This is a genomic window from Cribrihabitans marinus (assembly GCF_900109035.1).
GTDB lineage: Bacteria > Pseudomonadota > Alphaproteobacteria > Rhodobacterales > Rhodobacteraceae > Cribrihabitans > Cribrihabitans marinus.
Map to the genome: position 1 here is coordinate 320,248 of NZ_FNYD01000003.1, position 25,318 is coordinate 345,565.

A 25,318-nucleotide genomic window follows, 5' to 3' on the forward strand; every position below is an offset into this window, starting at 1 on the left:
GAGAGACGATGGCGGCCACGCAACCGGCGATCATCGACGGTCACAACGACGTTCTGCTCAAGCTCTACCGGGCCGGGGGGCCGGCGCGGGCGCAAGGGTTCCTCGACGGGCTCGACGGGGCGCTGGATCTGCCCAAGGCGCGCACCGGCGGCTTCGGCGGCGGGTTCTTCGCGGTCTACGTGCCGTCGCCCACCGACCGCGAGTTCAAGATGGAGGAGATGTCCAAGCCCAAATACGATCTGCCGCTGCCCGAGCCGATCGACTGGGAGGACGCGGTGCCCGTGGTGCTGAGCCAGGCCGCGACGCTGCTGGAGCTGGAACGCGCCGGCGCGCTGGTCGTCTGCCGCAGCGCCGCCGACATGCGCGCGGCGCTGCAGGCGGGGCGGTTGGCCGCCATCTTCCATATCGAAGGGGCCGAGGCGATCGACCCGGACCTGCACATGCTGGACGTGCTGCATGCCGCGGGGCTGCGCTCGCTGGGGCCGGTCTGGAGCCGGAGCACGATCTTCGGGCATGGCGTACCGTTCCGCTATCCGTCCAGCCCCGACATCGGCGCCGGGCTGACCGATCACGGCATCCGGCTGGTGCGGCGCTGCAACGCGCTGGGGATCATGCTGGATCTGTCGCATCTCAACGAAGCCGGGTTCTGGGACGTGGCGCGCCATTCCGACAAGCCGCTGGTGGCCACCCATTCCAACGCGCATGCGATCTGCCCGCATTCGCGCAACCTGACCGATGAACAGTTGCGCGCCATCGCGGAAAGCGATGGTATGGTGGGGGTGAACTTTGCTGCTGCCTTCCTGCGCCCGGACGGGCAGATGAACGCGAATGTCCCGATCTCGGTCATGCTGGACCATCTGGATCACCTGATGGGCATTCTGGGCGAGGACCGGGTGGGGCTGGGATCGGATTACGATGGTGCGGTGGTGCCCCAGATGCTGACCACCGTCGCGGATCTGCCGAAACTGCGGCAGGCCATGACAGAGCGCGGCTATGGCGACACGCTGATCGCCAAACTCTGTCACGAGAACTGGCTGCGCGTGCTGGAAAAGACCTGGGGGTCCTGACCGGGGCGCAAGGCCGAAACCAAGGAAAGAAACAGGAGAGGATGACAAAAATGAATGCCATGAACCGATTGCTGTCCGGCGCCGTGCTGGGCCTGGCGGTCGCGCTGACCGCGCCGATGAGCGCGGCCTGGGCCGAAACCCCGCCCAACATGCTGGTGATCGCCAACCGCATCGACGACATCACCACGCTGGACCCGGCCGAAAGTTTCGAGTTCGCCGGATCCGATGTCAGCCGCAACGTCTACATGAAGCTGGTGAATTTCGACCCCGCGAACCTGGATGCCGGATATCAGCCCGAAATCGCCGAAAGCTGGACCGTCAGCGATGACGGCAAGACGATCACCTTCACCATCCGCGAGGGGCTGACATTCCATTCCGGCAACCCGGTGACAGCGGCGGATGTCGAGTTCTCGCTGCGCCGCGCGGTGATCCTGAACAAGACGCCGGCCTTCATCCTGACCCAGTTCGGCTTTACCGCCGAGAATGTCGAAGAGACCATCGTGGCCGACGGCAACACGGTGACGATCACCACCGACAAGCCCTATGCGACTTCCTTCGTCCTGAACTGCCTGACCTCGACCATCGGCGGCATCGTCGACATGAAGACGGTGATGGAGAACGAGGTCGACGGCGACATGGGCAATACCTGGCTCAAGACCAACTCGGCCGGGTCCGGCGCCTACAAGCTGGTCAGCTGGAAGCCCAATGAAAGCGTGACGCTGGAGGCCAACCCCGACTTCTATCTCGGCGCGCCCAACATGGAGCGGGTGATCGTGCGTCACGTGCAGGAAAGCGCCAGCCAGCGGCTGCTGCTGGAGCGTGGAGATATCGACGTGGCCCGCAACCTCAACCCCGAGGACATTGCAGGCGCCGCCGAGGCCGAAGGCGTCAAGATCTATGACGAGCTGCGCGGGCGGCTGATGTATCTGGCCTTCAGCCAGAAACATCCCGAGCTGTCCAAGCCCGAGGTGCGCCAGGCGATGAAATACCTGGTCGACTACCAGGGCATGCAGGACAGTTTCCTGAGCGGTCAGTACACGATCCACCAGAACTTCCTGCCGCGCACCTTCCTGGGTGCGGTGGACGAAAACCCGTTCACCTATGATGTCGAAAAGGCCAAGGAACTGCTGGCCGCGGCCGGTGTGCCCGAAGGGCTGGAGATCGAGGCGGGCGTGCGCGAGGCGCAAGAGCGTATCGAGATCGCGCAGACCTATCAGAATGCGCTGGCGCAGGTGGGCATCAAGCTCAACATCACCGTGGGCACCGCCAAGCAGATCCTGGCCCGCTACCGTGCGCGGGAACTGGACGTCTATATCGGCGCCTGGGGGCCGGATTATCCCGACCCGCACACCAATGCCGGCACCTTTGCCTATAACCCCGACAACTCGGACGAGGCGCAGGCCACCGGCCTTCTGGCCTGGCGCAACAGCTGGGACACTGGCGGGCTGACCGAGAAGACCGCCGCCGCCGTGGTCGAGAACGACCGCGACAAGCGGGTCGAGATGTATGCGGAGATCCAGTCGCAGTTCCGCGAAACCTCGCCCTTTGCCATCATGTTCCAGAAGATTGAACAGGCGGCGATGCGCGAGAATGTCGAGAACCTGAACCTGGGCGGCGCGACCACCGCCGTATCCTACTGGCCCGTGACCAAGTAAATGGCACTGACCGAAGACAAAGGCGAGAGGCACCCCCGGGCGCCTCTCGCCCCTTGGTTGAGGGGCACGCTCGTCACGCTGGGCTCGATCAGCGTGACCATGCTGGGCCTGTTGCTGGTGACCTTCGTCATCGGCCGGGTGATGCCCATCGACCCCGTGCTGGCGATCGTGGGAGAGCGCGCCAGCCAGTCGACCTATGATGCGGTTTATGAGCAGCTTGGCCTCGACAAGCCGATCATCGTTCAATTCCTCTACTACCTCGGGGACGTGGTGCGCGGCGATTTCGGCATGTCGCTGCTGAACGCGCGGCCGGTGTCCGAGGATATCGCGCGGGTGTTTCCCGCCACGCTGGAACTGGCGACGCTGGGCACGCTGATCGGCGTGTTCCTGGGCGTGCCGCTGGGCGTGATCGCCGCCGTGCGCCGGGGCAGCTGGATCGACCAGATCGCCCGCGTCGTGGCGCTTGTGGGCTATTCCATGCCGATCTTCTGGCTGGGCCTGATGGGCTTGCTGATCTTCTACGGCATCCTGGGCTGGGTCGGCGGGCCGGGGCGGCTGGACATCTTCTACCAGGACATCGTGCCCTCGCGCACGGGCATGATCCTTCTGGACAGCGCCATCGCCGGTGAATGGGGCGTGTTCCGCAACGCGTTCAGCCATATCGTGCTGCCCGCCTCGCTGCTGGGCTATTACAGCCTGGCCTATATCAGCCGCATGACGCGCAGCTTCATGCTGGAACAGATGAGCGCCGAATATGTCACCACCGCCCGCGTCAAGGGCATGTCGGAACGCGCGGTGATCTGGGGGCATGCGTTCAAGAACATCCGGGTCCAGCTGATCACGGTGATCGCGCTGAGCTATGCCAACCTGCTGGAAGGCTCGGTCCTGACCGAGATCATCTTCAGCTGGCCGGGCATCGGAAGCTACATCACCACAGCACTTCTCAGCGCCGACATGAACGCGGTTCTGGGCGGCACCGTGGTGATCGGGCTGATCTTCATCTGTCTCAACATCTTTTCGGACCTTCTCTACAAGGTCTTCGACCCGAGGTCGAAATGAGCGACATGACCTTGCGCCAATGGCTGCTGACCGACGCGCCGACATCGCGCCGTCACGCGCGGCTGGCCAGCCTCTACAAGGGCTGGCTGTCCTTGCGGTCGAACACGATGGCGATGTTCGGACTGGGCATTCTGGTGGCGCTGCTGCTGATGGCCTTCCTGGCGCCGATTCTGGCCCCGCATGACCCCTATGCGCAGGACCTTGCCAACCGGCTGCTGCCGCTGGGGACCGAGGGGCATGTGCTGGGCACCGACAGCCTGGGCCGCGACATCCTCAGCCGGCTGATCCATGGCAGCCGCATCACCCTCTACATCGTGACGCTGGTGGCGCTGATCGCGCCGCTGGCGGGGCTGCTGGTGGGTACCATCGCTGGCTATACCGGCGGCTGGGCCGACGTGGTGCTGATGCGGATCACCGATATCTTCCTGGCCTTTCCGCGCCTCGTGCTGGCGCTGGCCTTCGTTGCGGCGCTGGGGGCGGGGATCGAGAACGCGGTGCTGGCGATCTCGCTGACCGCCTGGCCGCCCTATGCCCGGATCGCGCGGGCCGAGACGCTGACCATACGCTCGTCGGACTATATCAGCGCGGTGCGGCTGCAGGGCGCCAACCCGATCCGGATCATCACCAAGCATATCTGGCCCTTGTGCATCTCGTCGCTGATCGTGCGCGTGACGCTGGACATGGCGGGCATCATCCTGGCTGCTGCCGGCCTTGGGTTCCTGGGCCTCGGCGCGCAGCCGCCCAGCCCGGAATGGGGGGCGATGATCTCCGAGGGGCGCCGCTTCATCCTCGATCACTGGTGGGTGGCGACCATGCCGGGGCTGGCGATCTTCACCGTCAGCCTGGCCTTCAACCTGCTGGGCGACGGGCTGCGCGACGTGCTGGACCCGAAGGATGGTGGGCAATGACGCTGCTTGACGTGCAGGACCTGTGGGTCAAGTTCCCGACGCGCCAGGGGATCTTCGAGGCGGTGCGCGGGGTGTCCTTTACCCTGGGCAAGGAACGGCTTGGGATCGTGGGGGAAAGCGGCTCGGGCAAGTCGATGACGGGCCGGGCCATCCTGCGGCTCATCCGGCCGCCGGGCATCGTCGAGGCCGATCACGTGGCGCTTGAGGGCACCGACCTGCTGGGGCTGAGCGAAAAGCAGATGCGCAAGGTCCGTGGCGAGCGGATCTCGATGGTGATGCAGGATCCCAAGTTCTCGTTGAACCCGGTGATGCGCGTGGGCGACCAGATCATGGAGGCCTATCTGCTGCACAACCAGGTGGGCAAGGCCGAGGCCCGCGCCAAGTCGCTGGAGATGCTGCAGGCGGTGTCGATCCGCGACCCCGAACGGGTCATGCGCGCCTATCCGCACGAGATGTCGGGTGGCATGGGCCAGCGGATCATGATCGCCATGATGCTGATCCCCAACCCGCAGATCCTGATCGCCGACGAGCCGACCTCGGCGCTGGACGTGAGCGTGCAGCGGCAGGTTCTCAACATCATGGACGACCTGGTGAAGCAGCGTGGCATGGGACTGATCTTCATCAGCCACGACCTGAACCTGGTGTCGGAATTCTGCGACCGTGTGCTGATCATGTATGCCGGCCGCATCGTCGAGACCTGCGCCGCCGACCGCCTGCACGAGGCGCAGCATCCCTATACGCGCGGGCTGCTGAACTCGCTGCCGCGCCTGGATCAGCCGCGCCGCAAGCTGGACGTGCTGACCCGCGATCCCGCCTGGGCCGAGGTTCCGAGCGTGGGGGGCAAGGCATGAGCATGATCGAGATCGACGGGCTGAACGTGTGGTTCGGCCACGGCCCCGACCGGGTGGACGCAGTGAAGGGCGCGGCATTCACCGTCGAGCCGGGCGAAAGTTTCGGCCTGGTCGGTGAAAGCGGGTCCGGCAAATCCACCATCCTGCGCGCCATCACCGGGCTGGCGCCCGACTGGTCGGGGCGAATCTCGATCGGAGGGCGCGCGCTGACCGGGCACAAGCGCGACCGCGCGTTCTATCGCCAGGTGCAGATGGTGTTCCAGGATCCCTATGCCTCGTTGCATCCGCGTCATTCGGTCGACCAGGTGCTGTCGGAGACATTGCAACTGCACGGGTTCCGCGACATCGACGCGCGCGTCGTGCGGCTTTTGGACGATGTGGGGCTGGGCCAGAAATTCCGCTTCCGCTACCCGCACCAGCTTTCGGGCGGGCAGAGGCAGCGTGTGGCGATCGCCCGTGCGCTGGCCGGTGAGCCCGAGATCGTGCTGCTGGACGAGCCGACCTCGGCGCTGGATGTCAGCGTGCAGGCCGAGATCCTGAACTTGCTCACCGACCTGCGCGAGGAGCACAAGCTGACCTATCTGATGGTCAGCCACGACCTGCCGGTGATCGGGCATATGTGCGACCGGCTGGCGGTGATGAAGGATGGCGAGATCGTCGAGGTTATGGCGGTGGGCGCGCTGCGCGCGATGCAGGCGCAGCACCCCTATTCGCAATCCCTGCTGGAAGCGTCGATCGCGCCGGGCAGCCGGTCGGCCTGACCCCCGGCGCGGCCCGGGCGCCTATTGGGTCTCGTGCACCTTCTTCCAGCCGCCATTCTCGACCACGCTGACATAGACCGCGTCGGCGCCCTGGTGATCATCGGGGCCATAGTCGATGTCGTTGCCCACCAGGTCATCCGTGTAGTCCAGCGATTCCATCGCCGCGATGAAACTGTCATGAGTCAGGTCGGGACCCGCGGCCTCGAGCGCCATGACCATCATCTTGGCGGCGGAATAGCCCAGCATGGCAAAGCCCGCCGGATCCTCGCCATGCGCGGCGCGGTATTCCTCGATGAAGGCCTTGGGCGCGGGCTCGTCTGCGCGCGCCCACAGGTCCTGCCAGCTGGCAGCGGCATAGAAGCCGTCGGTCACGCCGCCGGGCACCTGCGCCACCACGGTCAGGAAGCTGGCCGAGGTGCCCAGGAACTTCATGTCGGTGAGGCCCATCTTCTTGGCGGTTCCAACGACCGTGATCGCCTGCCGCACACCCAGCGCGATGGTGACGATATCGCATCCCGCCTCGTTCAGCTTGCCCAGCGACCCAACGAAATCGGTTTCGTCGGGCTTGTGGGTGGTCTCGGCGGCGAATGTCAGCCCGGCCTCCTCGACGCCGGCCTTGGTACCCTCGAGGATCTCGGTGCCGAAATCGGTGGGCAGGTACATGGTGCAGACTTCGGTGCCGCCGAACTCGCCGGCCAGGTAGGTCACGCCCACGCGCGCCTGGTCGAAATAGGTCGAGAACGAGGTGAACTTGTTGCGCATCGGCTCCTGCAGCATCTGCCGCGCGGCGGTGAGCGGCGCGACATTGGGAATGCCCTTGGGATCGAGCAGCTTGAACCCGGCCAGGTTCATCGGCGTGCCGAGGCTTTGCAGCATGGCGAATACCTTGTCGCGGTTCAGCAGCTTGTTGTAGCCCTGCATGGCGCGCGGCATCTGATAGCCGTTGTCCTCGACGACATACCGGATCTGGCGGCCATGCACGCCGCCACCCGCGTTGATCTTGTCGAAAAAGAGGTTCGCGCCCTTGGTGGCGGGCACGCCCACGGCGGCGAAGATGCCGCTGAGGTCATTGACGGAGCCGATGACGACCTCGGTATCGCTGACCCCCTGGGTCTGGGCCAGCCCGGGCGCGGCCAGGCCGAGCAGCCCGACGGCGGCTGCGTTTCGGATGAAATGTTTCATGAAGTTCTCCCTTGAAGGTTATGATTATTCGTACATTTCCTCGATCAATGCGCTGTGACGGCGTTCGACATAGGCGCGCTTGAGCTTCATCGTCGCGGTGAGTTCCTCGTCCTCGGCGGTCAGCAGCACGTCGATCAGGCGGAAATCCTTGATCTGTTCGACCCGCGCGAATTCCCGGTTCACCTCGTCCAGTTCGGCCCCGATCAGCGCGCGCACCTCGGGGGCGGCGCATAGCGAGGCAAAGCTGGAGAACGGCACCTTGTTGTCCTGAGCGTATTTCTCGACATTCTCCTGATCAATCATGATCAGCGCGGTGAGGTATTTTCGTCGGTCGCCGATGATCACCGCGTCCGAGATGTAATGCGAGAATTTCAGCCGGCTCTCGATTTCGGCGGGTGTGATGTTCTTGCCGCCCGCGGTGATGATGATGTCCTTGAGCCGCCCGGTGATCGTGACATAGCCATCTTCGTCGATGCGGCCGATATCGCCGGTGCGCAGCCAGCCATCCTCGGTGAACGTCTCGGCTGTCTTGTCGTTGTTGCGCCAGTAGCCCTGGAAGTTGTTGAGGCCGAAGGTCTGGATCTCGCCATCCTCGGCGATGCGCATCCGGTATCCCGGCACCGCGCGCCCGATCGTGCCGATCCGGTTGTCCTGCGGCGTGTTGATCGAGGCGATGCCGGCGGTTTCGGTCATGCCGTAGCCCTCGACCAGCGGCACGCCGATGGCCCAGTACCAGCGCAGCAATTCGGGTGAGATCGGTGCCGCCCCGGTGCCGCCGCGCCGCATCCGGTCAAAGCCCAGCATCCGCCGCACGTTGCGCAGCACCAGCCAGTCCCACAGCCTGTAGTTCAGGGCGGTGATGGCGGGAAGCGGTTTGCCATCAGCCAGATAACCGGCACGCCTCATCCCCGCCTTCAGGGCCGCGCCGAAGGCCAGCCGGCCCAGCGGCGTGGCCTCCTGCGACAGGATGCGCACCTGTGAATAGATCTTCTCCCACACGCGCGGCACGGCGGTGAAGGTCGAGGGCGACACTTCCTGTAGGTTGGCAAAGACCGTCTCGGGGCTTTCGGCGAAATTCACCGTGGCCTTGGTGGCCAGCGGGAAATAGATCGACACGTCGCGTTCCAGGATATGGCAGAGCGGCAAGAAGCAGAGCTGTTCGTCCTCGGCCTGCGAGGGCAGCCCGTGCAGGCCGGCGGTGATCGCGGCCAGGATGTTCTCATGGCTCAGCATCGCGCCCTTGGGATTGCCGGTGGTCCCGGATGTATAGATCAGCAGCGCGGTGTCCTGCGGCTGTGCCTTGTCGATTTCGGCCTCGAAGGCACCGGGCGCCTCGGCTTCGGCCCGCTTGCCGATGTCATAGAGGGCCTCGACGGTCAGGCATTTGGGGTGATCCAGCTCGTGCAGCCCCTCGTCATCGAGGATGACCACATGCGACAGCCCCGGCATCCGCGTCTCGGCCTGCAGGAACTTGTCCAGCTGCTCCTCGTTCTCGACGACCAGCACCCGGCTGTCGCTGTCATTGACCAGATAGGCCAGTTGCTGCGCCGAATCCGTGGTGTAGACGCCCGAGGCGATGCCGCCGACGCATTGGATGCCCAGGTCGAACCACGGCCATTCCTTGCGGTCCTCGCTGAGGATCGAGACCACCTCGCCGCGCGTCAGGCCCAGGCGGCGCAGGGCCAGCCCGATCCACTTGGCGCGCTGCCAGTAATCCGCCCAGCTGTAGGCCTGCCAGATCCCCAGCTCCTTCTCGCGATGCGCCGTGCGCGGGCCCAGCGCCGCGCAGCGTTGCCGGAACAGGGTCACGATCGTGTCGGCGCCGTCCACCATCACCGGCTGTTGCACAGGGTCGGCATTGACGCTCACGCCGTTGATCACGGTCTGGTCGGGCAGGGGGCGTGCGGGCATCGTCACCTCCAGGTCTTCCGGCGCTTCCAGCGGCGGGCCTCGCGCGTCCCGTCCTCCTGCACGCCCAGATAGAAGTTCCGGATGTCCTGCGACTGCATCAGCGTGTCGGCGGGGCCGTCCATGACGATGCGGCCCAACTCCATCACATAGCCGTCATGGGCCAGCTCCAGCGCGGCGGCGGCGTTCTGCTCGACCAGCATCATGGTCATGCCCTGTTCGGCGTTCAGCCGCCGCAGGATCTCGAAGATTTCCTGAACCAGCAGCGGCGACAGGCCCAGGCTCGGTTCGTCCAGCAGCATGATGCGCGGCCCGGCCATCAGCCCGCGCCCGATGGCCAGCATCTGCTGCTGGCCGCCGGACAGGGTGCCGGCCTCCTGGTCGCGGCGCTCGGCCAGGATCGGGAAATAGGAGAACACCAGGTCGCGGTCGCGCATCACCTGCGCCTTGTCCCGCACCGAATAGCCGCCCAGCGTCAGGTTCTCGTTCACCGACAGGAGCGGAAACACCTCGCGGCCTTCGGGAACATGCACGATGCCGCGCTGCACGATCCGGTGCGGCTCCTGCCCCTGGATCTCGTCGCCGTCGAAGCTGATGGTGCCCTTTTCGGGATCCATGACGCCCGAGACGGTCTTCATCAACGTCGTCTTGCCAGCGCCATTGGCCCCCAGAATCGACACGATGCGCCCCTCGGCCACGTCCAGCGACACGCCGCGCAGCGCCATGATCGGGCCATAGAAGCTTTCGACATTGCGGATCTTCAGCACCGGGTCGCTCATGCCGGATGCCCCAGATAGGCCTCGATCACCGCCGGATGCGCCTGCACCTCGGCTGGCGTGCCCAAGGCCAGCTGCGCGCCGTCGGCCATCGCCAGAACCCGGTCGCAGACCTGGCCCACCAGCCCCATGTCGTGTTCCACCATCAGGACGGTGATGCCCATCTGCCGCCGGATGTCCTCGATCCACCAGCGCAGGTCGCTGGTCTCTTCCACCGAGAGCCCCGAGGCCGGCTCGTCCAGCAGCAGCAGCCGGGGATCGGTGGCCAGCGCGCGGGCCATCTCGACCACCTTGCGCACACCATAGGGCAGCCCCGCGATCATCTTGTCGCGATAGGGCTGAAGGTCGAGGAAGTCGATGATCTCCTCGACCCGCTCGCGGTTCTCGACCTCCTGGCGGCGCACGGCCGGGGTGAACAGAATCTCGGACAGGATATTGCTGCGGCGGTGGCGGTGGCGGCCGACCAGCAGGTTCTGCAACACCGTGGCATGGTCGAACAGCTCGATATTCTGGAAGGTGCGCGCGACGCCCAGGGCGGCCACATCGCTGGACCGCACCGCCAGCAGGTCATGCCCGTCGAAACGCAGCGCGCCGGATTGCGGCGTGTAGAAGCGCGAGATCAGGTTGAACACCGTGGACTTTCCCGCCCCGTTGGGCCCGACAATGGCAAAGATCTCGCCGGCGTCGACCGCGAAGGACAGGCGGTTCACGGCGGTCAGACCGCCGAATTTCAGGGTGACATCCTCGACCGCCAGCAGACTCATTTCAGCCGCTCCGTCCGCAGATAGGTCTTTTGCCGCTTGAACATGTCCTTGCGGTAGAAGGGAAACAGCTCGAACCAGGTGCGGATCTTGAGCCATCGGCCATAGAGCCCCATCGGCTCGAACAGCAGGAAGGCGATCAGGATCATGCCGAAGACGCCGAACTCGAGCCCCGGGATGGCGACGCTGCCGCCGCCGGTGAGCGGGGCCAGCCATTCCTTGGCGATGGACAGGAACTGCGGCAGGAAGCCGATGACGATGGCGCCCAGAAAGGCCCCGTGGATCGAGCCCAGCCCGCCGATCACGATCATCATCAGAAGCTGGATCGAGATCACCACGCTGAAGGTCTCGTTGTTGAAGGCGCCCGCGAACAGCCCCATCAGCGCACCGGCCCAGCCGGTGACCATGCAGCTGAGGCCGAAGGACACTGCCTTGGTGCGGGCGATGTCCACGCCCATCGCCTGTGCCGAGACCTCGCTGTCGCGCACCGCGATGAAGCTGCGGCCCAGCGGCGCGCGCAGCAGGTTGATGTAGCCCAGCGTGACCAGAACCACGACGGCAAGGGTCAGCCAGTAGAACGGCGCGGGGGTGCCCCAGCGGTCGACCATCACGCCGAAAAGGTTGATGGGTGGGGCGTATTTGCCCGAGACGCCGCCGGTCCAGGGCTCGCTGAGGACGATGATGTCGTCGGTCAGGATCGACAGGGCCAGGGTGAAGATCGCCAGATAGATGCCGTGCAGGCGCAGGGCCGGAATGGCAATGAGCGCGCCCACCACCCCGGTGACCAGCCCGGCCAGCGGAAAGGCCAGCAGGAACGGCAGCCCGGCCTCGAGCAGGATGATGTTGGCATAGCAGCCGCAGGCCAGGAACGCCGCGTGGCCCAGGCTGGCCTGCCCGGTATGGCCGGTCAGCACCATCAGGCCCAGCCCCGCGACGGCCCAGATCAGCACGTTGGTCAACTCGCCCAGATAGAAGGCGTCCAGCAGCCAGGGCGCCGCCACGGCCAGCGCCAGCAGGGCCAGGTAGAGGCCCAGTTGATACCGGTCCTTCCAGGGGCGGATGTCCTGCACGTAGTCGGTCTTGAAGACGATCCGCATGGGCTCAGACCTTCTTGCTGCGCATCTGGCTGAACAGCCCGTGCGGACGGAACACCAGCACTGCCATCAGAAGTGCATAGGGCACGACCTGGCTGTATCCCGCGGCGATGTAGCGGCTGGCGAAGGGTTCGATCACGCCCACGATCAGCCCGCCCAGCAGCGCGCCGGGCAGGCTGCCGAAGCCGCCGATCACGGCCGCGGCAAAGGCCTTGATCCCCATCAGCCCGGTGCTGGGATCGACCGCGCCCTTGGCCGCGAACAGGATGCCCGCGATGCAGGCCACGGCGCCGGCCAGCGCCCAGACCAGCCCCTGAACCCGGCGCACGGGGATGCCCATGTAGTAGGCGGCCAGCTGGTTCTGCGAGGCCGCCTGCATCGCCAGGCCCAGGCGCGTGCGACTGAAGAAGGCGAACAGGCTGCCGGTCAGCAGCAGCGTGACCACGATCACCGCCACGTCCTCCAGCCCCAGGACCAGCCCGGCAAGCGCCAGATCGCGACCGGCCAGCGGGTTCTGCAGGGTTTGCGGGTCATGGCCCCAGATCAGTCCGACGGCGAACCGGATCACGAAGCCCAGCGCGATGGTCAGGATCACCACGGCGGTCTGGCTCTGCCCGAACATCGGCCGGATCAGCAGCCGTTCCACCAGATAGCCGAACCCGGCCAGCAACGCGATCGAGACGGGCAGGGCGGCCCAGAAGGGCAGGCCCATATGCTCGGCATTGGTCAGCCCGATGGTGACGAAGGCGCCCAGCACCATGATGTCGCCCTGGGCGAAATTGACTGCCTCGGTCGCCTTGTAGATCAGCACGAAGCCCAGCGCGATCAGGCCGTAGACGCAGCCATTCGCCAGCCCGCTGATCAACAGCTGCAGAATCTCCAACACCGTCCTCCCTGTGGCGGCCGCTCTGCCCGCCGCCGCCACCCTCCCCGGTGGCCGCGCGCCCTAGCCCGGGACGATCATCACCTTTCCATCCGGTTTCTTCAACGATTCTGAAAGTTTGGCCACCACGTCCCGCAGCGGCAGCGTGTCGGACACGTCGGTGCGCCAGCGCCCGTCGGCAAAGCGAGCCTGCACCTCGCCCACGACGCGCATCTGCTCCTCCGGGGCTGTGTCCATCATCCAGCGGGTCAGCCAGAACCCCTCGATCCGCTTGCCCATGAAGATCAGCTGGCCGGTCTGGGTCAGTTCGGGATTCTCCGCGCCCAGCTTGCCATAGATGATCCAGCGCGCGCCGGAGGGCATGGCGGCAAAGACCTGCTCGGAAATCGGGTCCGCCACCGCATCGAGGAACACGCGCGGCTTGAGCGATCCGCACAGATCCGCCGCCTTGCGGGAAAACTGCGCATCGCCGGTCACCAGCACTTCATGCGCGCCAAGCGCCCGCAGCGGTTCGACCGCCTCCTCGCGTCGCACCATGGCAATCGGTTTCAGTTCAAGGTCGCGGCCCAGGCTGCACATCAGCTTGCCCAGCTGGCTGGTCGCGGCCGACAGGACGAATGCCTCGCCGGATTGGCGCGCGATGTCGACCATCGCCATCGCGGTCATCGGGTTGACGATCTGCGCGGCGCCGTCGGCATCCGAGATGTCGGGGCGCAGCGGGATGCAGGTTCGGGCGTCGGCCAGCGCATACTCGGCCCAGGCCCCGGCACCGGCGGCGACAAAGGCCACCCGCTGGTTCATCAGCGCCTCGGCGCCGTCACCGGTGGCCACCACGTCGCCGCAGCCCTCGAACCCGGCCGGCTGGTCCTTGACGCGCGGCTGGCCGTATTCGCCCTTGATGAAATGCAGGTCCGAGGGGTTGACCGATGCCATGCGCAGCCGGACCAGCACCTGGCCCGGTCCCGGCTCGGGCCGCGCGATCTCGCGCGCCTCCAGCCACTGGGCGGCATCCTCGATGGCCGGCCCGGTCGCGGTGTCCGAATATCCATCATGGCGCTGGACCAGGGCCAGCATCGTTTCGGGCAGGGCGCTCATGGGCGCACCTGCGATCGGATCTCGACGGTGATGTCTCGGGATATGATCGACATGGGCGCTCCACTGTTTCTCGGTTGGTGACGGCACGAGATCACGGGGCCGCGCGGGATGTCAAACCGTCCTGCGCGTAAATCGGCCAGCCCGTGCGAACGGGCCGGCCGATACAGGTCACGTCAGGCGTTGATCAGTTCCTTCAGCTTGGCCAGCGACTCGGCGAAGCTGTCGGGGTTGTCGCGCATCTCGGCCAGCAGCTCCTTGGCCCGGTCCATCACCTCGGAACTCAGGTCGCGCTCTTCGAGCATCGCCAGCGCCTTGTCATAGTCGAAGCCTTCCTTGGTGAAGGCGCCGATCTCGCCCAGCCCGCCGGTCAACCCGAGGCCGGGCTCGCCAAGGGTTCCGGTCGTCTGATCGGTGAGGCCGGCCAACGCGTCCGAGCCCTGGTCGATGGCGTCGCCGAGCGACTCGGACAATGTGTTCGTATCGGTCCCGGTTGCAGGCTCGGTTGCCTCACCCGCCGTGCTGGCCGTTTCGTCCGCGGCGCCCGCACCGGGCTCCGTCGTGTTTTCGGCCTGCGCGCCGTCTTGATCTGCCGTTTCGGAGACGGCGTCGGCAATGGAACCTGCGGCGTTGTCCGCGCTTTCGGTCACCTGATCCGCCGTCTCGGCCAGGGTGTCGGCGGCGATCTGCGCCGCTTCTTCCGCGCCGGTGGCAAGATCCTCGGCCGCTTCGCTGGCTTCCTGAGCGGCGGTTTCGGTGGCTTCGGCGGCGTCGTCGGCGGTGCCGCTGATCGCGTCCGAGGCGGATTCCGCCGCCTGCGTGGCCTGGTCGACAAGGCCCTGCGGTTCGGTCTCCACCGCGTCTTCGGCGGTTTCGGAAACCGTCTCGGTGGTGGTCTGCACGGCCTCCTCAAGGCTGGTGCCGGTCTCGTTGAGGTAGAAATAGCCGCCAATGCCCAGCACGGCGACCGCGATTACGGCTAGAACTGTCTTGTTCATGTCTGACTCCCGGACTTTCTTGTGTAACGGATATGGTTACGCTCCGGTTCCCGTTACAGCGGAAAATCTGGAAACCCGATTTCACGACCGATGGTTAGGCTGAATCCCGCTAAGGCCGATTGCCAGGCACGCGGGATCTCGCCAGTGTCCGGGCGGGCCGCTCATCGGTTCTGGTGAGGTGTCGGTTTTCGCTTGGCCTGTGTTCGCGGTCCAAGCGCCCGGCCGTCAGACCGTCGCACCCTTGTGCCGGATCGCGCAGCCGACCAGGGCGGCGGCGATGCCGACAGCGATGGCGATGGCATATTCCGGAAATGTCGCGTGGGTCGGGCGCATGCCGCCGAACAGCAGCATTTGAACCACGCCGATGCCGGCCCCGAGGATCACCGCGACGATCCAGTTGCGCGTCGCCATGCCAAGCGCGAGGCCGACAATCCCGGGCAGGCTGAGGATGTTGCCGCCGACGGTGCCGAGGAAGTCGAGAAAGCCGAGCATCTGTGTGAACCTTTCTTTTAGTAGTTCGCGCCGCCCCGACCGGGTCGGGGCGGCGGTGTCGCGTGGTCAGTCCTTGCCGATCGCAAGGTAGTCCCTGATGGCCGCGATATCGATCGTTGTCGGTGCCCCGACCGCGGCGCTCTGCTCGCCTGCGATCTCGTCCACGATCTTCTGGTATTCCTCCATGTAGCCGGGCGCGAGATCATGGGCGATGCCCTGGTGGCAGTCGATACAGGTCATGTTCTCGTCGATCGCCTTCTGGTGGCTTTCGCCGGCCCGCGTCTCCTGAAGGGTGAAGTCCATGTATTCCAAGGCGTGGCAGTTGCGGCATTCGCGGCTGTCGCTCGCCTTCATCTTGCGCCAGACCGCCGAGGCCATCTTGAGGCGGTGTTCCTCGTATTGTTCGGGCGTCGAGATGGTGCCGACCACCTCGTGATAGACGTCCTTGACCGCCATGATCTTGGCCTTGACCTTGTACTGCCATTCATGCGGCACGTGACAGTCCGAACAGATCGCGCGCACACCGGAATGGTTGTTGTAATGGACCGTCTCGCGATACTCGCCGAGGTTGGTCTCCATCGTGTGACACGAGACGCAGAACTCCTCGGTATTGGTCAGATCCATCGACCAGTTGAAGGCGCCCCAGAACAGGATGCCGGCAATGAACCCCGCGATCAGCAGGAAACCCATGCTGATTACCCCGGTCGGGCTCCAGAACCCGTTCCAGAGGCGGCGGATCAGGCCCTTGCGCGGCGGCTTGGGATCCGAAGGATTTGACATGGTGTTACCTCCCGCAATCTTTGGTCAGCGCGACACGTTGGACGGCTGGAATTCGTTTTCGACCAAGGCGGGTGCGTTGGCCTGCGGCACGTGGCACTGGCTGCAGAACCAGCGTGTGCCTGCAACCTTGTCGAGCTGGTTGCCGTCACGGTCGAGATAGTGGGTCATCGACAGGGTCGGGGCGCCGCGCTCGCCGGCATTGGTCCAGTCGTGACAGCTCAGGCACTGGTTGGTGCGCAGGTCGACCTGGTATTGCTCCATCGAATGCGGGATGAGCGGTGGCTGCTGGCGGTAGTTGCGCACTTCGCGCCCCTCCAGATGCTGATAGTTCGAGGCCGCCGGCCGCGTTTCGTCGAGATCGGCGCCGCGCAGGCTTTGAATGGGTCCCGAGGACTGTGCCAGGGCCAGCCCGGCAACGCCCAGTGTTGAGACGAAGGCTAGACCCCCCACTATGACCGGCAGTTTCATCTTGGCTCTCCCTTGATATGGCTCAGGCGGCGGTTTGTTCGGTCCGGCCGGCGGCCGGGGTTTCGGTGACACGGGTATCGAAGCGATGGGTGAAGGCGAAGACATCGACGGAACAGACGTCGATGCAACGCCCGCAATTGGTGCAGTCGGGCGAGAGGATCACCGGGCTTTGCCCGGGCTTGCCGCGCAGCGCCGGGGAAATGACCTGGTTCTCGGGGCAGACGGCGAAACAGTCCATGCAATCGTCGCAGGCCGCCCGGTTGACCGCCGAGACCCGGAGCAGGCTCTTGACGCCGAGCAGGCCGTAGAAGGCGCTGACCGGGCAGAGATGGCCGCACCAGCCGCGGCGCGAGACCACGAGGTCGAACAGAAAGACCGCGGCGACGAGCGCCCAGGCAAAGCCCATCCCGAAGACCAGCCCGCGATGCAGCATGGTGATGGGGTTGAGCAACTCCCAGGCGATGGTTCCGGTCAGGGCCGACACGGCCAGCACGGTGCCCAGGATCCAGTAGCGGGTTGCGCGTTTCGGCTGCCAGCCCTTGGGCAGGCCCAGCTTGTCATGCAGCCAGTGCGCGGCGTCGGTGACCGGGTTGATCGGGCAGACCCACGAGCAATAGACCCGCCCCCCGATCAGCGCATAGGCGGCCACCACGATCGCGGCGCCGATCAGCGCGGTCAGCCCCGGGAGGTGCCCGGCAACAACGCTTTGCAGCAGGATCAGCGGATCGGTGAGCGGCAGCAGGTCGAAGCTGCGCGAGCCGGCGAGATTTCCGGTGACCCACCAGATGCCGAACCACGGGCCGAGCAGGAAGAGCAGCAGAAAGAAGACCTGCGAGGCGCGGCGCAAGATCAGGTAGCGATGTGCGCCGTACCATCCCTTGGCCTCGATGGCCTCCTGACCGACGGCCAGATGCGTCCGGGCGCTCATTGGCTTGCCCCCGGCAGTTTGAAGGCGGGCTCGAAGCCGCCGGGCGTGGCCAGGTTGTCGGTGCCGGGCCCGGGCAGGCGGTCGGGCAGGTCGATGATGCCCTCGACCAGCGGCGCGCCCTTGGCATCCTTCTCCTCCCAGCCCTTGCGGTAATGGTCCGCCGAGCTGCCGCGCGCCAGGCGGGCGGGCAGCACCTTGATTGCGGCCTCGGGCAGCACGCAGCTCTTCTCGCAGACGCCGCAGCCGGTGCAGTGGTCGGCATGGACCGTGGGTGCAAAGAGCGCGTGGTGGCCCGAGCGGGGATTGTGCGACGCCTCCAGGGTGATCGCCTTGTCGATCACCGGGCAGACCCGGTAGCAGACGTCGCAACGCAGGCCGAGGAAGTTCAGGCAGTTCTCCTGGTCGACCAGCACCGCGGTGCCCATCTTCGCGTCGTCGATGTCGTCCAGCGCGGGATCGAGCGCGCCGGTCGGGCAGGCGGCGACACAGGGGATGTCGTCGCACATCTCGCAGGGCACGTCGCGCGCCGTGAAATAGGGGGTTCCGGTGGCCGGACCGTCCTCGCCCAGATCCGCAAGGCTGAGCGTGCCATAGGGGCAGTCGCGGACGCAGAGGCCGCAGCGGATGCAGGCCGAGAGAAATGCCTCCTCGTCAAGCGCACCGGGCGGGCGCAGAGCCTCGGCCGGGAGCGCGCGGGCATCCCGCGCCAGATAGGCGAGGGCGGAGCCCGCCACCGCGCAGCCGCCCGCCATCCGCGCGGTATCGATCAGAAACCGCCGGCGCTGGGGGGACATGGAGTGCGTGGTGACGGACATTCCGGACTTCCTCGGCGGTCAGATCAGGCCCGTTCGACCTTGCAGGCGCATTTCTTGAAATCCGTTTCCTTGGAAAGCGGACAGGTCGCGTCCAGCGTCAGCTTGTTGATCAGCTGGCCCTCGTCGAACCACGGCACGAAAACCAGACCCTTGGGCGGCTTGTTGCGGCCCCGGGTCTCCAGCCGGCTGAGCATCTCGCCCCGGCGCGTCGAGATCATGATCTCCTGGCCCCGGCGCAACCCGCGCGCGCTGGCGTCGTCGGGATGCATGAAGACCAGCGCCGAGGGGAAGGCCCGGTGCAGCTCGGGCACACGGCGGGTCATGGAGCCCGAGTGCCAATGCTCCAGCACGCGGCCGGTGCAGAGCCACAGGTCATAGGTCTCATCCGGTGCCTCGGCGGCCTCTTCGTAGGGCGCGAAGATGATGTTGGCCTTGCCGTCGGGCTTGCCATAGAACTCCACGCCCGCGCCTTCGGAAACGTAAGGGTCATAGCCCTCGCGGAAGCGGTAGAGCGTTTCCTTGCCGTCGACCACGGGCCAGCGCAGGCCGCGGGTCTTGTGATAGGTCTCGAACGGCGCCAGGTCGTGGGCGTAGCCGCGTCCGAACTCGGCATATTCCTCGAACAAGCCCTTCTGCACGTAGTAGCCGAAATGCTCGGCGTCGTCGTTGGCGAACCCTTCGGCCGTCTCCGACAGCGGATACTTGTCGACCACGCCGTTCGCGAACAGCACGTCATAGAGGGTCTTGCCGCGCAGCTCGGGCTTCTTGGCAAGCAGCTCCTCGCCCCACGCTTCCTCGACAGTGAAGCGCTTGGCGAATTCCATCACTTGCCACATATCCGATTTCGCCTCGCCCGGCGCCTTGACCTGCTGGCGCCAGAACTGGGTGCGGCGCTCGGCATTGCCATAGGCGCCTTCCTTCTCGACCCACATGGCGGTGGGCAGGATCAGGTCGGCGGCCATCGCGGTGACGGTCGGATAGGGGTCGGAAACGGTGATGAAGTTCTCGGGATTCCGGTAGCCGGGGAAACCCTCTTCGTTCATGTTGGCCGCGGCCTGCATGTTGTTGTTGCACTGGACCCAATAGGCGTTCAGATCGCCGTCGTTCAGCTTTCGGTTCTGCAGCACGGCGTGAAAGCCCGGCTTGGGCGGAATCGTGCCGGCGGGCACGTTCCAGGCGGTCTCGCAGATCTCGCGGTGCTTGTCGTTCATCACCACCATGTCGGCGGGCAGCCGGTGCGCGAAGGTTCCGACCTCGCGCGCGGTGCCGCAGGCCGAGGGCTGGCCGGTGAGCGAGAAGGGCGAGTTGCCCGGCTCCGAGATCTTGCCGGTCAGCAGGTGCACGTTGTACATCAGCCCGTTCACCCAGGAGCCGCGGGTGTGCTGGTTGAAGCCCATCGTCCACAGCGACATGACCTTGCGGTTCGGGTCGGCATATTGCCGGGCCAGGCTTTCCAGCTGCGCCTCCGGAATGCCCGACAGCTCGGACACGTATTCCGCGGTATACTCGGACACGGCGGCGGCATAGTCCTCGAAGCTCATCGGTTCGAGCTTTCCCGAGTTGGGGTTGGCCGCCTCCATCTGCAGCGGGTTGTTGTCGCGCAGGCCATAGCCGATATCGGTGGCCGTCCTGGTGATGTTGACGTGCTTGTCCATGAACTCCTGGTTCACGGCGTCGTTCTGGATGATGTAGTTGGCGATGTAGTTCAGGATCGCCAGGTCGGTCTGCGGCTTGAAGACCATGCCGTTGTCGGCCAGTTCGAACGAGCGGTGCTCGAAGGTCGAGAGCACATGCACCTCGCATCCCGGCTTGGTCAGGCGGGTGTCGGTCAGACGCGACCACAGGATCGGGTGCATCTCGGCCATGTTCGAACCCCAGAGCACGAACGTGTCGGCGTGCTCCAGGTCGTCATAGCAGCCCATCGGCTCGTCGATGCCGAAGGCGCGGATGAAGCCGACCACGGCCGAGGCCATGCAGTGCCGCGCGTTGGGGTCGATGTTGTTGGTGCGCAGGCCGGCCTTCATGAACTTGGCGGCGGCGTAACCCTCCCAGACGGTCCACTGGCCCGAGCCGAACATGCCGATCGAGGTCGGGCCCTTCTTGGCCAGCGCCTCTTTCCATTTCCGGGCCATGATGTCGAAGGCCTCGTCCCAGCTGACCGGTTCGAACTCGCCGTTCTTGTCATAGACACCGTTCGATTTCCGCAGAAGCGGCGTGGTCAGGCGGTCGGCGCCATACATGACCTTGGACAGGAAGTAGCCCTTGATGCAGTTCAGCCCGCGATTGACCGGCGCGTCGGGGTCGCCCTGGGTGGCGACGACGCGGCCTTCCTTGGTGCCGACCAGAACCGAGCAGCCGGTGCCGCAGAAGCGGCAGGGCGCCTTGTCCCATCGGATGTCGCCGCCCGAGGTCTGCGCCACGGCCTGCCCGGTGGCAAGCGGGATGCCGGCGGCGGCAGCGGTGCTGGCCGCGGCGGTGGCCTTCAGGAACGTCCGGCGGGATTCCGAAATTGTCATGGGTCAGTTCTCCGGCTGAAGCGCCGTGTCCGGCGCCTGTTGAGAAGGGTCTTCGAAATGATGGTAGTTGAGCGTCAACGAGAGGACGCCGGGTATCTGGTGCAGCGACATGATGAGGTTCGACGCGGATTCATTCGGAGTGTCCTCGACAACCACGACCAGGTGGCCGTCCTCGGATGTCGCGTGGACCTCCACGCCTTCGATCGCGTTCATCTGTTCGGCGACCCGCGTCACCGCATCCGGCGTGACATGGACCAGGCATCCGCAAATGTTCATGTCGTCACGGTCCTTTCACACGCTTGGGAAATCTCGAGACCAATTGCCAGTGCTGGGCAGACAAATGCACATTCGCCGCACCCGTTGCATTGATCCTGATCAATGACGGGAACCGCCCGGCCGGCGGTCATCAGTCGGAATCGGATGGCCCGGCGGTCGCAGGCATCCTCGCAGGCGCGGCAGGACACGCCCTGGAACGCGAGGCATTTCGCGCCCACCTCGGCGCGCCAGGGCCAGTCGGGAACCAGCGCCTCCTGCAGCGCGCCGGTGGGGCAGGCGCGGGCGCATTCGCCGCAGAAGGTGCAGCCGCCGCGCGAAAAGTCGACCACCGGGCCTCGGCTGGAGGAAATCAGAATAGCCTCGGGGCAGGCGTTGATGCAGTCGCCGCACTCATCGCAGATGTTCCCGAAGTCCGGTTGGGCGCCGGGCGGGTGGATGGCCGGTGTTTCGGTTTTCCGGAACCGGCCGCGCAACAGGTTTCGCCGGCTGTGTCTGGTGGCCATGTCGCTCCCCGTTGGCTGATTGGCTTCGGGCGCGGATGGAACGGCTTCGGATAACCGGACGCGCATCCATCCGCTTTGGTTGCGATGCGCTCAACCATTGACTGTTTTGCGGGCCTGGTTCTGGGGTCCAAAACGGCCCGTCATCTTGTGGAAGGATCACCGGACGCGGCGCGTTTTTCAAGTGTTTCCTTGGTTGTAGCCATGCTGCGGCGACGCGGGAAATCACCTTGGCTCAGTGAAACGCCGCTATGGGTGGGGTTTCGCGCGCGCCGCGGAATTCGATTTTTTGTGTGCCATTCCCCAGGGGGAATCCGGTCGGCCGTCGTGTTCCACATCCGAATCGAACGCCTGGTTCGGTCGGCCGACCTCCCGCAAAACGGGTGCGGCGGATCGGGACGACGGCCCCGCCGGACGTGTCGGTCAGGGAGAGACGCAGACCAGGCGCATGATCGTCTCGATGTTGAACTCCAGCCGTTCCTGCAGCGCCTCGGGCGCCATCAGGTCGCGTTGAAAGACGATGGAGCCGGTGAAGCGGTTGGTGATGTAGTAATACCCGATGGCCGCAATGGTGATGTTCAGCTGGACCGGATCGATGCCGGGGCGGAACACGCCTTCCTCGACGCCGCGGTCCAGCAGATCTCCAACCATGTCGACAAAGCGCCGGAACAGCTGTTCGATCTTTTCCGATTTCTTCAGGTGCCGCGCCTTGTGCAGGTTCTCGCTGTTCACCAGCGTGATGAATTCCGGGTTCTTGAGGTAATAGTCCCAGGTGAAGCGCACCAGTTTCTCCAACGCCTCGCGGGCGGGCAGATGCTCAAGCTCCAGGGTCTGTTCGGCGGTCCGGATATCGACATAGGCCTCTTCGACGACGATGCGGAACAGATCCTCCTTGTTGCCGAAATAGTGGTAGATCATCCGCTTGTTGGCCTTGGCGCGGTCGGCGATTTCATCGACCCGCGCGCCGCCCAGACCCCTTTTGGCGAACTCCTTTTTCGCCGCGGCCAGGATGCGGGCCCGCGTGGCGTCCGCATCGCGCATCTTCTTCGCTGATCCCGTCGCCATCGACCTCACCCATTCCCGTTCCTGCGGCGCGGTGCCGGTCACACATCCGGTCGCTTCACGCCAAAGAGTTGCTCTGGGCGCCGGCCGTGACAGGCGTGGCCCAAACCCACCATAGGGCTTGACGACTCCGCAGTAAAGAAAGTAACTAGTTAGTGCGTTGTTTGCTTCTATCCGGTGGAATCGAATCCAGGGCCGGACGTGTTCGAGAGGTGGACGGCACGTGGATCGATGACGACGGCTTCGCGCCGATTAGGGAGGAAAACCATGTCCACATTCATCAAGGATTTCATCGAAAGAGAGAAAATCAACCGCCGGAACTTTCTGTTCGCCTCGGCCTATGGGCTGGGTGGTGCGGCGGCCCTGGGCGCGCTGGGGCCAAGCATGGCGCGGGCCGCGCTGACCGATCCGACCATCGCCTGGTCCTATCGCAACCGCACCAATCCCTACTGGAACGAGATCGTGTCCGGCGGCGAGGCCTTCGTGGAAAGCCTGGGCATGTCCAGGGACGCATTGACCCACCTGATCAACGAGGGGTCCTCGGAAAAGTCGCTGGCCGATGTGAAGGCGATCCTGGCCAAGACCGACGGCAACCTGGCGCTGGCCATCGACACCAACGACGCACCCAACGCGCGTCCCGTGGTCGAGGCTGTGGCCGCATCCGGGGCCTATGTCTCGACCCTGTGGAACAAGACCGACGACCTGCACCCGTGGGATTTCGGCGACAACTACGTGAGCCATATGAGCTGGTCCGACGAAGGTCCCGCCGAGCAGACCGCGCGCATCCTGCTGGAGGCGATGGGCGGCAAGGGCGGCGTGGTGCATCTGGGCGGCATCGCGTCGAACAACCCGGCGATCGAACGCCTGCAGGGTCTCAAGAACGCGCTCAAGGACTATCCCGATGTCGAGCTGCTGGCCGCCGAGCCGGCGGATTGGGACACGCAGAAGGCCAACCAGGTCATGTCGGCCTTCCTGACCCGCTATGGCGACGAGATCACCGGCGTGCATTGCGCCAACGACACCATCGCCTACGGCGTGCTCGAGGCGCTGCGGGCCGAAGGCATCGAGGACATGCCCATCGTGTCCTATGACGGCAACCCGCAGGCGGTGCAGCTGGTGGCCGACAAGAAGATCCTGGCAACCGTGTTCACCAACCCGCATTGGGGCGGCGGCATCACCGCTTCGCTCGCCTATCACGCGGCCATTGGCCATTTCAAACCGTCCGAAGAGCCCAAAGAACACCGCGAGTTCTATGGCCCGACGATCCTGGTGCAGCCCGACGACGCGCTGGAGTTCAAGGCCAACTATCTCGACAGCGTGCCGACCTATGACTGGACCGACTTCTGGGGGCCGTCGAACGGCCCGATCGTCTACAAGTAGGATCCCGACAAGGCCGGCCGGGTCCCGTGCCCGGTCGGCCCGGTCCCACGCCCCGGGCAAGGGATCATTCATGCGCCGCCGCTTTGGGGAGACAGCAGCTTGGCCATCACCGAAACATCCGGAAAGACGCGCGTTTCCGCGGCACTGGGACGCGAAGCGCTGGTCAAGTGGGCGCCGCTGCTGGTTCTGCTGGTCCTCTGCGCCTTCTTCGCGCTGATGGAGCCGCGCTTCCTGTCGACCCGGAACTTCGCGCGCATCCTGATCGCCGCGTCGCCCGCGCTGATGGTGGCGATCGGCGTGACCTTCATCATCCTCATGGGCTCCATCGACCTGTCGATGGAGGGCACCGTGTCGGTCTGTGCCGTCACCTTCGCCTTCTGCTTCCTGTGGCTGGGCGGCACCTTGGCCAGCTGGGCCTGGCTGGCGATCCCGCTGGCCATGCTCGTGGGGGCGGCGCTGGGGTTCATCAACGGGCTTGTGCATGTCAAGCTGAAGATCCCCTCCTTCATGGCCTCGCTGGCGATGGGTTTTGTCGGAACCGGCCTGGCCATGGTGATGACCGGGGGCGACCGGATCCGCATCGAGGACGAGCTCTATCGCGGGCTTCTGACCGAGCGTGCGCTTGGCTTTCCGCTGATGGTCTATGTCGCCGGGCTGTTCCTGCTGGTGGCCTGGTTCATCCAGACGCGCACCACGCTGGGCCGCAACTTCTATGCCGTCGGCGGCGGCGAGGATCTGGCGACCGCCTCGGGCCTGAACGTCAATCGCGTCCGGATCATGGGCTTCACCCTCGCCGGCGTGTTCTTTTCCGTCGGGGCATTGCTGGCCGTGGGGCGCATCGGGATCGCCGAGACCGCGACCGGCAACAACTTCATGTTCCTGTCGATCACCGCGGTCGTCGTCGGCGGCACCGCGCTCTGGGGCGGGATCGGGGGCGTCTGGAACACGCTGGTCGGTGTGCTGATCGTCTTTGTCATCGGCAACGGCATGGTTGTGATCGGCCTGCCCGGATACGTGCAGGACGCGGTGCTGGGCATCCTGGTGATCCTCGCGGTGATCCTCTCGACCGACCGCCGGTCGATCAGCTTCGTGAAATAGGGGCGGGC

General features: G+C 65.4%; 25 protein-coding genes. 8 read left to right on the forward strand and 17 right to left on the reverse strand.

Going from position 1 to position 25,318, the window contains the following annotated elements; genetic code table 11:
• Window positions 1–8 precede the first annotated feature (8 nt).
• Genes BMX57_RS06510 through BMX57_RS06535 form a run of 6 tightly spaced genes read left to right on the forward strand, consistent with a single transcriptional unit; the run spans window position 9 to window position 6,301 of the window.
• Window positions 9–1,067 (forward strand): dipeptidase, encoded by a 1,059-nt coding sequence (locus BMX57_RS06510; RefSeq protein ID WP_092363896.1) that lies wholly within the window; start codon window positions 9–11, stop codon window positions 1,065–1,067.
• Between the two features lie 50 nt (window positions 1,068–1,117).
• Window positions 1,118–2,722, forward strand: coding sequence for an ABC transporter substrate-binding protein (locus BMX57_RS06515; RefSeq protein ID WP_092363899.1), 1,605 nt, complete (start codon window positions 1,118–1,120; stop codon window positions 2,720–2,722).
• Window positions 2,723–3,781 carry an ABC transporter permease gene (locus BMX57_RS06520; RefSeq protein WP_092363902.1) on the forward strand — a complete coding sequence of 353 codons (1,059 nt, stop codon included), beginning with the start codon at window positions 2,723–2,725 and terminating at the stop codon, window positions 3,779–3,781.
• Window positions 3,778–4,689: an ABC transporter permease gene (locus BMX57_RS06525; RefSeq protein WP_092363904.1), complete on the forward strand. Its 912-nt coding sequence runs from the start codon at window positions 3,778–3,780 to the stop codon at window positions 4,687–4,689. Before BMX57_RS06520 ends, BMX57_RS06525 begins: the two co-directional genes overlap by 4 nt.
• Window positions 4,686–5,540, forward strand: a complete 855-nt coding sequence (locus tag BMX57_RS06530) for an ABC transporter ATP-binding protein (RefSeq protein ID WP_092363907.1) — start codon at window positions 4,686–4,688, stop codon at window positions 5,538–5,540. The genes BMX57_RS06525 and BMX57_RS06530 overlap by 4 nt, the downstream gene beginning before the upstream one ends.
• The gene (locus BMX57_RS06535) at window positions 5,537–6,301 is read left to right on the forward strand and encodes an ABC transporter ATP-binding protein (protein WP_092363910.1); all 765 of its coding nucleotides are present in this window, start codon (window positions 5,537–5,539) and stop codon (window positions 6,299–6,301) included. The genes BMX57_RS06530 and BMX57_RS06535 overlap by 4 nt, the downstream gene beginning before the upstream one ends.
• Before the next feature lie 21 nt (window positions 6,302–6,322).
• Here the strand turns inward: BMX57_RS06535 and BMX57_RS06540 are convergent, their stop codons facing one another.
• The 17 genes from BMX57_RS06540 to BMX57_RS06620 all read right to left on the reverse strand — a co-directional run bounded on the left by BMX57_RS06540 (window position 6,323) and on the right by BMX57_RS06620 (window position 22,835).
• Window positions 6,323–7,483 carry an ABC transporter substrate-binding protein gene (locus BMX57_RS06540; protein WP_092363913.1) on the reverse strand — a complete coding sequence of 387 codons (1,161 nt, stop codon included), beginning with the start codon at window positions 7,481–7,483 and terminating at the stop codon, window positions 6,323–6,325.
• Between the two features lie 24 nt (window positions 7,484–7,507).
• The gene (locus tag BMX57_RS06545; protein ID WP_092363917.1) at window positions 7,508–9,394 is read right to left on the reverse strand and encodes an AMP-dependent synthetase/ligase; all 1,887 of its coding nucleotides are present in this window, start codon (window positions 9,392–9,394) and stop codon (window positions 7,508–7,510) included.
• 2 nt (window positions 9,395–9,396) lie between these two features.
• Entirely contained in the window at window positions 9,397–10,170 is a 774-nt protein-coding gene (locus tag BMX57_RS06550; protein WP_092363920.1) for an ABC transporter ATP-binding protein, read from the reverse strand.
• Window positions 10,167–10,931 (reverse strand): ABC transporter ATP-binding protein, encoded by a 765-nt coding sequence (locus tag BMX57_RS06555; protein ID WP_092363923.1) that lies wholly within the window; start codon window positions 10,929–10,931, stop codon window positions 10,167–10,169. Before BMX57_RS06555 ends, BMX57_RS06550 begins: the two co-directional genes overlap by 4 nt.
• Window positions 10,928–12,025 (reverse strand): branched-chain amino acid ABC transporter permease, encoded by a 1,098-nt coding sequence (locus BMX57_RS06560; protein WP_092363926.1) that lies wholly within the window; start codon window positions 12,023–12,025, stop codon window positions 10,928–10,930. The genes BMX57_RS06555 and BMX57_RS06560 overlap by 4 nt, the downstream gene beginning before the upstream one ends.
• 4 nt (window positions 12,026–12,029) lie before the next feature.
• The gene (locus BMX57_RS06565; RefSeq protein ID WP_092363929.1) at window positions 12,030–12,905 is read right to left on the reverse strand and encodes a branched-chain amino acid ABC transporter permease; all 876 of its coding nucleotides are present in this window, start codon (window positions 12,903–12,905) and stop codon (window positions 12,030–12,032) included.
• A 63-nt stretch (window positions 12,906–12,968) separates the two neighbouring features.
• Entirely contained in the window at window positions 12,969–14,000 is a 1,032-nt protein-coding gene (locus BMX57_RS06570; protein ID WP_092363932.1) for an alcohol dehydrogenase catalytic domain-containing protein, read from the reverse strand.
• A gap of 173 nt (window positions 14,001–14,173) precedes the next feature.
• Window positions 14,174–14,995 (reverse strand): hypothetical protein, encoded by an 822-nt coding sequence (locus tag BMX57_RS06575; RefSeq protein ID WP_092363935.1) that lies wholly within the window; start codon window positions 14,993–14,995, stop codon window positions 14,174–14,176.
• 225 nt (window positions 14,996–15,220) lie between these two features.
• Complete coding sequence (locus tag BMX57_RS06580) at window positions 15,221–15,487, reverse strand: hypothetical protein (RefSeq protein WP_092363938.1); 267 nt, start codon at window positions 15,485–15,487, stop codon at window positions 15,221–15,223.
• A 66-nt stretch (window positions 15,488–15,553) separates the two neighbouring features.
• Window positions 15,554–16,267 (reverse strand): NapC/NirT family cytochrome c, encoded by a 714-nt coding sequence (locus BMX57_RS06585; RefSeq protein WP_092363941.1) that lies wholly within the window; start codon window positions 16,265–16,267, stop codon window positions 15,554–15,556.
• A 24-nt stretch (window positions 16,268–16,291) separates the two neighbouring features.
• Complete coding sequence (locus BMX57_RS06590; RefSeq protein ID WP_092363944.1) at window positions 16,292–16,735, reverse strand: nitrate reductase cytochrome c-type subunit; 444 nt, start codon at window positions 16,733–16,735, stop codon at window positions 16,292–16,294.
• A gap of 22 nt (window positions 16,736–16,757) precedes the next feature.
• Entirely contained in the window at window positions 16,758–17,663 is a 906-nt protein-coding gene (gene napH, locus BMX57_RS06595) for a quinol dehydrogenase ferredoxin subunit NapH (protein ID WP_092363947.1), read from the reverse strand.
• Window positions 17,660–18,478, reverse strand: coding sequence for a ferredoxin-type protein NapG (napG, locus tag BMX57_RS06600; protein ID WP_092363950.1), 819 nt, complete (start codon window positions 18,476–18,478; stop codon window positions 17,660–17,662). Before napG ends, napH begins: the two co-directional genes overlap by 4 nt.
• A 23-nt stretch (window positions 18,479–18,501) precedes the next feature.
• Window positions 18,502–20,994, reverse strand: coding sequence for a nitrate reductase catalytic subunit NapA (napA, locus tag BMX57_RS06605; protein ID WP_092363953.1), 2,493 nt, complete (start codon window positions 20,992–20,994; stop codon window positions 18,502–18,504).
• Window positions 20,995–20,997: 3 nt separating this feature from the next.
• Window positions 20,998–21,270: a chaperone NapD gene (locus tag BMX57_RS06610; RefSeq protein ID WP_092363956.1), complete on the reverse strand. Its 273-nt coding sequence runs from the start codon at window positions 21,268–21,270 to the stop codon at window positions 20,998–21,000.
• Complete coding sequence (gene napF / locus BMX57_RS06615) at window positions 21,267–21,773, reverse strand: ferredoxin-type protein NapF (protein WP_092363959.1); 507 nt, start codon at window positions 21,771–21,773, stop codon at window positions 21,267–21,269. Before napF ends, BMX57_RS06610 begins: the two co-directional genes overlap by 4 nt.
• 420 nt (window positions 21,774–22,193) lie before the next feature.
• Window positions 22,194–22,835: a TetR/AcrR family transcriptional regulator gene (locus tag BMX57_RS06620; protein WP_092363962.1), complete on the reverse strand. Its 642-nt coding sequence runs from the start codon at window positions 22,833–22,835 to the stop codon at window positions 22,194–22,196.
• 264 nt (window positions 22,836–23,099) lie between these two features.
• On the opposite strand from BMX57_RS06620, the gene BMX57_RS06625 reads away from it, so the two are divergent.
• Both BMX57_RS06625 and BMX57_RS06630 read left to right on the forward strand, forming a co-directional pair.
• A complete protein-coding gene (locus tag BMX57_RS06625; protein WP_092363965.1) occupies window positions 23,100–24,212 on the forward strand; it encodes a sugar ABC transporter substrate-binding protein in 1,113 nt (370 codons plus the stop codon).
• Window positions 24,213–24,311: 99 nt separating this feature from the next.
• Entirely contained in the window at window positions 24,312–25,310 is a 999-nt protein-coding gene (locus tag BMX57_RS06630) for an ABC transporter permease (RefSeq protein ID WP_229724198.1), read from the forward strand.
• The last annotated feature ends 8 nt before the right edge of the window (window positions 25,311–25,318 follow it).